The sequence below is a fragment of the Streptomyces sp. MBT65 genome (assembly GCF_016612545.1).
In the GTDB taxonomy this organism is placed as follows: Bacteria; Actinomycetota; Actinomycetes; order Streptomycetales; family Streptomycetaceae; genus Streptomyces.
Genome location: NZ_JAENRY010000433.1, coordinates 1 through 5,110 on the forward strand (window position 1 = coordinate 1; position 5,110 = coordinate 5,110).

The 5,110-nt window shown below is 69.0% G+C and carries 5 protein-coding genes and 2 pseudogenes; 6 read left to right on the plus strand and 1 reads right to left on the minus strand.

Going from position 1 to position 5,110, the window contains the following annotated elements:
* The first annotated feature begins 145 nt into the window (after nucleotides 1-145).
* From JHN63_RS47305 to JHN63_RS54915, 6 genes and pseudogenes are all read left to right on the plus strand, one after another.
* Entirely contained in the window at nucleotides 146-1,288 is a 1,143-nt protein-coding gene (locus JHN63_RS47305) for a substrate-binding domain-containing protein (protein ID WP_234478769.1), read from the plus strand.
* Between the two features lie 2 nt (nucleotides 1,289-1,290).
* Nucleotides 1,291-2,910 carry a sugar ABC transporter ATP-binding protein gene (locus JHN63_RS47310; RefSeq protein ID WP_234478771.1) on the plus strand — a complete coding sequence of 540 codons (1,620 nt, stop codon included), beginning with the start codon at nucleotides 1,291-1,293 and terminating at the stop codon, nucleotides 2,908-2,910.
* Nucleotides 2,907-3,929, plus strand: coding sequence for an ABC transporter permease (locus JHN63_RS47315; protein WP_200691324.1), 1,023 nt, complete (start codon nucleotides 2,907-2,909; stop codon nucleotides 3,927-3,929). The genes JHN63_RS47310 and JHN63_RS47315 overlap by 4 nt, the downstream gene beginning before the upstream one ends.
* A gap of 122 nt (nucleotides 3,930-4,051) precedes the next feature.
* Nucleotides 4,052-4,210 (plus strand): helix-turn-helix domain-containing protein, encoded by a 159-nt coding sequence (locus JHN63_RS53540; RefSeq protein WP_234478773.1) that lies wholly within the window; start codon nucleotides 4,052-4,054, stop codon nucleotides 4,208-4,210.
* A complete protein-coding gene (locus JHN63_RS53545; RefSeq protein ID WP_234478774.1) occupies nucleotides 4,138-4,347 on the plus strand; it encodes a hypothetical protein in 210 nt (69 codons plus the stop codon). Before JHN63_RS53540 ends, JHN63_RS53545 begins: the two co-directional genes overlap by 73 nt.
* Before the next feature lie 178 nt (nucleotides 4,348-4,525).
* A pseudogene (locus JHN63_RS54915) lies at nucleotides 4,526-4,693 on the plus strand (IS630 family transposase); the annotation flags it as partial.
* Nucleotides 4,694-4,851: 158 nt separating this feature from the next.
* Here JHN63_RS54915 and JHN63_RS53555 read toward each other — a convergent pair.
* Nucleotides 4,852-5,110 (minus strand): annotated as a pseudogene (locus tag JHN63_RS53555) (hypothetical protein); the annotation flags it as partial.

The following is a 5,110-nucleotide window of genomic DNA, read 5'->3' on the forward strand; positions in this document are numbered from 1 at the left end:
GACCAACCCCGCCCCCTCCGACGCACCGTCATGCCCAACAGCCGGAGCGGGTTCGTGCGGCCGTGCCCCGATCGCTCTCGATTCGCCCACACAGCAACCGGATGTGGATACCCCCATCCCGGCATGCCTTGAAAGGCACTGATCAATGATGATTCGTACCAGAAGGTCCCGTACCGTCGCTGTCGCCGCCGTAGTGCTCATCTCACTCACCGCGGCCGGCTGCTCCAAGAACGCCGGCGGCTCCTCGGCGTCGAAGTCGGCGGGCCCCAGCGCGGCGCCGGTCGCGTTGGCCGGCTCGGTCACCTTCAACCAGACGAACCTCGCCAAGCTCGACGCGGCACTGAAGTCGGCGCTGGCCGGCAAGGACCTGTCCAAGGTCGACATCGCGATGGTCGTGAACGTGGCCGCCGACTACTGGAAGGCCGGCCAGGTCGGCTTCCTCAAGGGCTGCTCCGACCTCGGCATATCGAAGAGCAAGTGCACCTACTTCGCCCCGCCCAACGGCAAGTTGACCGAGCAGAACTCCGAGCTGGAGACCCTGCGCTCGCAGGGCGTCACCGGCTACTCGATCTCGGCGATCGACCCGACCTCGGCCGCGGGCACCATCCACACCGACGTCCAGAAAGGCATCGGCGTCCTGGCGATCGACTCGCCGCTGCCCGGCACCGACGCCGCCTCGCTCTATCTGGGCACCCCGAACTACACAGCCGGCTTCCAGGCCGGCACTGCGATGAAGCAGGTCCTCGGCGGCAAGGGCAAGGTGGCCATCCTCGTCGGCTCGCTCACCGCGTCCAATGCCACCCAGCGCATCGCCGGCTTCGAGGACGCACTCAAGGGCACCAAGATCACCGTCGCACAGAAGGTCAACGACAACCTCCAGGCCAGCACAGCGACCTCCGACGCCGAGACCATCCTCGCCAACAACCCCGACGTCACCGGCCTCTACGGCGTCTACTCCTACGACGGTCCCGCGCTGGCCCAGGCGGTGACCTCGGCGGGCAAGACCGCCTCGGTGCACATCGTGTCGGACGACTCCGACGCCCAGACCCTGAAGTTCATCAAGTCCGGTGTCATCTCCGGCACCGTCGTGCAGATGCCGTACCAGCAGGGTTACACCGGGGCGTACATCCTGGCCGCGGAGAAGGTGCTCGGCAAGGCCGCGACGACGGCGATCATCAAGCCCTACCTGGAGAAGGACGGTTCGACCCTCAGCTCCGGCGTGGGCCTGGTCACCAAGTCCGACCTGAGCGCGTACCAGTCCCTTGAGTCCCAGCTCGGGATCGGCTGAGCATGACGGCCACGGAGAACGCCCGCAGCCGCGCCGTCACGGCGCGGCTGCGGGGGGTGCACAAGTCCTACGGACCGGTGCGCGTCCTCGACCTGCCCGAACTCGACCTGTACGCCGGCCAGGTGATCGGCGTGGTGGGCGAGAACGGCGCCGGGAAGTCGACGCTGATGGGCACGCTGGCCGGATCCGTCCACCGGGACGGCGGCGAGATCCTGGTCGGTGGCGAGCATCTGGCCGCGGGGTCCACCGAGGCCGCGGGACAGCTCGGTATCGCCATGGTCTCCCAGGAGTTCCCGCTGGTCGGGCAGCTCTCGGTGGCGGAGAACCTGCTGCTGGGCCGCCGCCCGCGGAAGTCGAAACGGCGGGTCCTGGTCGACGGTGCCGCACAGCGTGCCGAGGCGAAGGCGATGCTCACCGAGATCGGCCTGTCCGCCGAGACGATCCCGGTGGGCCGGGAGGTGCGCACCCTTCCGGTGCCGACCCGGCAGATGATCGAGATCGCCAAGGCATGGGGCCGCGAGCCCAAGCTGCTCATCCTCGACGAACCGACCTCCTCGCTGGGGCCGGTCGAGGCCGGGATGGTGCTGGGCCTGGCCCGCCAACTGGCCGACCGCGGCGGCACGGTGCTGTTCATCGGGCACCGACTGGACGAGGTGCGGGAGATCAGCGACCGCGTCCTGGTCCTGCGCAACGGCAGACTGGTCGCCGACCTCGAACCGGCCGATGCCAGCGAGGAACGGCTCATCCGGGAGATGGTCGGCGGCGAGGTCGCACAGGGCGAGCCGAAGGAGCCGCCCGCGACAAGTCCGGTTCTGCTGCAGGTCGAAGGCCTGACGGCCGACGGTCTCGGCCCCGTCGACCTGGAAGTGCGCGAGGGCGAGATCCTGGGCGTGGCAGGGCTGATGGGCTCGGGTCGCAGCCGCCTGGTCCACACGATCGCGGGAGCACAGCCCTCGACGGGCGGCCGGATGCGGCTGGGCGGCGAGTCCTACCGGCCGCGGGGTGCCGGTGACGGCGTGGCGGCCGGGATCGCGCTGATCCCGGAGGACCGCAAAGAGCAGTCGCTGGTGCTGTTCGCGTCGATCCGGTCGAACGTCGTCGTCTCGGTGCTCAAGCGGATCAGCACCCGCGGCCTGCTCGGCCCGGGCCGGGAGCGCGCCGAGGCACGGAAGATCACCGAGAACGTCAACGTGCGGATGCAGTCGGTGGAGCAGCCGATCGGCGCTCTCTCCGGCGGTAACCAACAACGGGCCATCTTCGGCCGGGCGTTCGCCGCCGAACCTCGCCTGCTGCTGCTCGACGAGCCGACCCGCGGGGTCGACGTGGGCGCGAAGGCGGAGATCTACAAGCTGATCGACCGGGCGGCGGAGCAGGGCATGGCTCTGCTGGTGGCCTCCTCCGAACTGGAGGAACTGCTGTGGATCTGCCACCGCATCGCGGTGATGAACCACGGCCGGGTGGTCACGGTCATCGACCGGGCCGATGCCACCAAGGAACGCATCATGACGGCCGCGGCCGGCACGTCCCCCCTCCACGCGGAGGACCCCGAGCACGGAGAACCCGGCAGCGCCGGCCCGGGAAAGCCCGATCAGGAACAGCTGACGAACGGAGCCACAGCATGAGCGCGCAGAGCACGCTCGCACCCGATGAGGCCGCGCCGCGTTCCCGCTCGGCCGTCGCCGGCCTCGCCCGCAAACTCGCAGCCTCCCCCGAGGCCGGCGTCATCATCGCGTGCGTGCTGGTGTTCGTCGGGATCGCGGCGAACGCAGAGACGTACACCGCGGTGGGCAACCTCCAGGTAATGGGCCGCGACCTGTCGCAGGTCGGCATCCTGGCGATAGGGGAGTCGCTGGTCATCCTGACCGGGGGCATCGATCTCTCGGTGGGCGCGCTGGCCGGTCTGGCCGGCATCCTGGCGGCCTGGATGAACGTGAACGAGGGCATGCCCGCGCCCCTCGCGATCCTGTTCACACTGGTGATCTGCGGTGGGGTCGGTCTCTGGCACGGGATCATGGTCACCCGCCTGAACGTGCCGCCCTTCGTGATCACCCTGGTCACCTACACCGTGGCGCAGGGCATGGCGCTCGCGATCACGAGCGGCTCGCCCATCAACAACCTCTCGCCGATGTTCAGCAACCTCAGCCAGTACTACATCGGCGAAGTGCCGGTCCCGGCCCTGTTCTTCGTCGGCGCTGCCGTCATCGCGTGGTTCGTGCTGGAGCGCACCTATGTGGGCCGCCAGATCTACGCGGTCGGCGGCAACAAGGAAGCCGCCCGGCTCGCCGGAATCCCGACCGCCCGCCGGATCACCTCCACCTACGTCGCCAGCGCCGCACTGGCCGGTGTCGTCGGCATCATGGTGATCGGCCGGATGAATGTGGCCGACCCCTCGGTAGGAGCAGGCTGGGAACTGACCGCGATCGCCGCGGCGGTGGTCGGCGGCATGTCGCTCTCCGGCGGCGAGGGCCGCATCGCCGGCATCGCGGCCGGCGCGATCCTGCTGGAGTTCATCACCAACGGCCTGCTCGCGCTCAAGGTCAGCCCCTACGACCAACAGGTGGTCCAGGGAGCCGTCCTCGGCGTCGCCATCCTGCTCGACCGGGCACGGGCCCGCTACTTCGGCAAGAGCAGCAGTTACTGACCTTGCTGGCGTGACGTCTCGGGGCTGCCAAGTCGTGGTTGTGGCAGCAAGCCGATCAGATGAGGTATCCGCAAGGGGGCGGGTCGACCGCGGAGCGTCGGGCGTTTCGCGAGCACATCCGGATGCAGGCTGCCGAGTTGTTCGCCTTGGGACACGGCAGTTCCACGGTCGCCAAGCAGTTACGTGTCAGTGTGCGGTCGGTACTGCGGTGGCACCAGGCGTGGGAGAGCGGCGGGACACCGGCTCTGGAGTCGAGGGGCCGGCGTCCAGGCCCAAGCTGAGTGAGGCACTGTTCGCCGTGCTCGAGCAGGAGCTGGCCAAGGGGCCGGTCGCGTACGGTCGGCCGGACCAGGCCTGGACGCTGGTGCGGATCAAGACGCTGGTCGGGCACCGGTTCCGCAAGAGCTTGACGCTGTAGGCCATCGCGCGGATGTTGCACCGGCACGGCTTCAGCCACCGGGGGTCCCGGCCCGCAGGGCAATCGAGCGCGACGAGGAAGCCGTCACCGGCTGGGTGAAGGAGACCTGGCCCCAGGTGGAAACGCCGTGGCGGCGCTCGCGGCCTGGCTCTGCTTCGAAGACGAAGCAGGTTTCTCGATGACGCCGTCCACCGCCTGCACCTGGTCCCGGCGCGGGCGCACGCCCGTCATCCGGGTGCGGGGATGCTCTCAACGCCGTTTCTCCGTCGCTGCTTTGGCCTGCTGCAAGGAGGGCGAACGCTCACGGCTGGTCTGCCGGCCCAAGTGGCATGTCGGCAGAGGCGGGTGAGTGGCTTCGTGGCCGCTGACGGAGGCGCGGAACGTCTCGCAGCATGGGCCGGCGCCCGTCGGTGCAACTCGGCAGCTGTCGTGTCGCTCTGGTGTTGATGCGCGTTGGTTGGGCGGGGTGTGGTTTGGTGGCTCCAGTGTCAGGTTTGTGTCTTTTTAGGCTGCTGTGGTGTCGGCGGTTGTGCTGTCGCCAGTGGTGTGGGTGAGGGCTGCTGTGTCGCCTGTGCTGCTTGCGTCTGCCGTGCTGCCTGCTGTGTTTGTGTTGCCGCCGGTGTCTGTGCCGTCGCCGCCGTCTGTTGCCGTGTCGCCTGCTGTGCCGTCGCTGTCTGCTGTGCCGTTTGTGCCGCTGCCGCCCGTGCCGTCGCTGCCGCCCGTGCCGCCCGTGCGGTTTGTGGTGTCGACGAGGGTGGCGATG

Excerpts from the sequence above, each read along its gene's own strand:
- JHN63_RS47305 (WP_234478769.1), top strand. The coding sequence starts at position 146 with ATGATGATTCGTACCAGAAGGTCCCGTACCGTCGCTGTCGCCGCCGTA.
- JHN63_RS47310 (WP_234478771.1), top strand. The coding sequence starts at position 1,291 with ATGACGGCCACGGAGAACGCCCGCAGCCGCGCCGTCACGGCGCGGCTG.
- JHN63_RS47315 (WP_200691324.1), top strand. The coding sequence starts at position 2,907 with ATGAGCGCGCAGAGCACGCTCGCACCCGATGAGGCCGCGCCGCGTTCC.
- JHN63_RS53540 (WP_234478773.1), top strand. The coding sequence starts at position 4,052 with ATGCAGGCTGCCGAGTTGTTCGCCTTGGGACACGGCAGTTCCACGGTC.